Annotated in this window: 3 protein-coding genes; all 3 read right to left on the bottom strand. The window is 35.9% G+C overall.

Translation table 11 applies throughout. The features are described from left to right. Window positions 1-132: 132 nt before the first annotated feature. A complete protein-coding gene (locus tag NNC77_RS16305) occupies window positions 133-729 on the bottom strand; it encodes a hypothetical protein (protein ID WP_151935031.1) in 597 nt (198 codons plus the stop codon). Window positions 730-1,151: 422 nt separating this feature from the next. Further along, window positions 1,152-1,691 (bottom strand): hypothetical protein, encoded by a 540-nt coding sequence (locus NNC77_RS16310; RefSeq protein WP_254971889.1) that lies wholly within the window; start codon window positions 1,689-1,691, stop codon window positions 1,152-1,154. Between the two features lie 568 nt (window positions 1,692-2,259). Beyond that, a partial coding sequence (locus tag NNC77_RS16315) for an immunoglobulin-like domain-containing protein (protein WP_367398750.1) occupies window positions 2,260-2,545 on the bottom strand: 286 nt, incomplete at its 5' end.

The raw sequence follows: 2,545 nt of genomic DNA on the forward strand, positions 1-2,545 counted from the left end.
TCTACCTCACGGGTCTCAAACCAACCAGTGTCCTCATTATACACACGTTCAATTCTTGTCTTACGTTTCATTGTCACTTCTGTTTGTTCCTAAGTGACAACCTTTTTCAGGGAAGTACAGTTTCACTAAGAATTACCATTTTTTACGGACATATACAATACCTGCCTTTATTTGGGCATCAATTGTATTTATGTCAATCCCTAATCGAATCATATACTCTTTAATTATATTATTATTTAGTCTGTCTGTAATTCGTCTTCTTTTGTAATAATCCAAATTTTCAAAAGAGAGCGGCTTTCCCTCTTCATAAAAAATCCACCTATCTTCTTTGTATGCTTGAATTAATCGTTCTTCTAAATTGGAATTGGAAAAATAGAATTTGAAAAATGGATTATCGGTTTCAGTTTCATTGGATAATGCACATGTAATAATGTTACATCTCAAATGTTTTTGTATGATTCTGCAAACATTAGACAGTCCATCTTCATAATTTGATATAAAAAACACTTTGTCTGGATATATCTTATTTTGCCAGCAACTAAATTTGGGAAAATGGGAGCCTCCACTTTGTGGATTAACCCACCCATTTGGATTTGGTATTTCCGAATAGATTTCAGCCTTTCCTGTTATCAGTTGTTTTTTGAATATAACTTTCACCGTTTCAATAAATAGATTGAAATCACTGATCTCGAAAACGGAGAAGGTTAAATAACTAAATTCTGTTGTCATTTCTATTATTTTAATCAGGTCTCTTTAAAAGTTAATATTATAGCAGTTTACCTTTTAATTTATCGGATTGTGCTTGCTTCCTCCTGCTACAGATTGAATATACTTGTTTATTTCATTTTCTTCCTTTTCCGTGTATATCACATTTAAGATAAAAAACGAAGCAAGAGAAACACAAAATGTCCACCATCCTATAGCATAGGAATTAATTTTGCTTTTAATGAGACATTTTATTCCTACTACGAAAACGACAATGAATAGGATTACGACTACAAAAGTAAAGTCCGAATAACAGATACCATTGTGTGCAGAAAAGAAATATCCTACCCAAAAAATGACACATGGAATCACGAAATTTTTGTAATAGGATTCGTCATTGTTTGTCTTGGCTGTTTCCCTTTTAGCCATATTCTTTCGTTTTCTTTTCATTTCTCCCAATTTTTAAGTATATTGCCATCAACGTCCCAACCAGAGAAGAACTTCTCGCAAATGATGTATGTCGAATCATTTGACATACGCACGAAATAGTGTTCTTGCGCATAACGTTTGACCTTAAAAAACGTGATTTTGTATATTCCATGAAGAGGATGCGACGGCGCAATGATTCTTAGCGAATCTTTTGTAGAAAGTATATAAGTACCATCAGCATCTTCGATGGATTTTCGGTATAAAGAATCGCTCTTCGTCAGGGAATCTTGGTCGAGGTCTTCATCAAGCAATGTCTTTCCTCCCATATCGACTTTATCGGTTTCTACAAGAGGGAGAGATACGCTCATTTCATCACCAAAATTAAAATTGACACTGGCAAACCTATATTCCTTGCTTCGTTCCATATAGAAGCTATCTGGAACTATATTCAAAGGACCATCTAATCGGGCATCCATATAGACAGGATGAGTAGGACAAGCCGATGATGTCAACGATATTACAATTATCGTGAAAACGACAAATAAAGAATGTTTCATAAGCAAAACTGATTTATATCCTTCGAACTTATCTTGCATTTATGCTGAATGAAAGAATAGACGGCTAATGACAAGCCGACAGTGAAGAGATTTAAGATTCCCAACAATATAAATTGAATAATCGCAAAGAAGCAAGCGATAGTTCCGTCAGTTATAGCCCAAATAGAGAAGCCCATTAAGGGCAACATGGCAAGAGTATCCAACTCCCAATGCAATACCAATAGAGACATCTTGCTATTTGATTTAGCAAACTTCCAAGCAAGCAAAGCCGTAACAACATTCAACAAGCAAATACAAACGCAAGTAGTCTCGATAATATCGTAGTAAACTCTCCCATAAAAAGATATGAATGTAACTACGTAAGAAACAAACGTACTTACGGCTACGGATAGCAAATATTTCTTTGTATCTTTATCTCTTAGTTTCATATTACGTTCATTATATTTTTACTCTGTATTGTACACGCACACTTACCGTGTCCACCGCCTCTTGGGAATGGACGCATGAGGCAAATAAACAAAATGCCAATAAACTGAAGAGTATTTTCATAAGCAACAATTCTTTTTATTTACTTCAACTCAAAAGTTGCCATGAAAGGCACCTTCTCACCATCTATGCTATCCTCATAAAAAAAGCGGTAAACGCCTGGTTTGTTGGGAAGAATATCGGGAAAAAGATGGGCAGTAATGGTGCCGCTTTGACCATCGTTTAAAACATGACCGATGGCCGTGAACAAGCAATCGGTGGGCACAACAAACCAATTGCCATCCGCTCCTTGGGCTGTGATGCTATAGGCATCGCCATACACAAATTCCTCGCCACTATGGTTGGTAATCGTGAATCTGATTTCCGTG

Source organism: Segatella copri (assembly GCF_024330485.1).
Taxonomy (GTDB): domain Bacteria; phylum Bacteroidota; class Bacteroidia; order Bacteroidales; family Bacteroidaceae; genus Prevotella; species Prevotella copri_L.

Bases quoted from the DNA above. Each gene is read 5' to 3' on its own strand.
- NNC77_RS16305 (WP_151935031.1), bottom strand. From the start codon at position 729: ATGACAACAGAATTTAGTTATTTAACCTTCTCCGTTTTCGAGATCAGT.
- NNC77_RS16310 (WP_254971889.1), bottom strand. From the start codon at position 1,691: ATGAAACATTCTTTATTTGTCGTTTTCACGATAATTGTAATATCGTTG.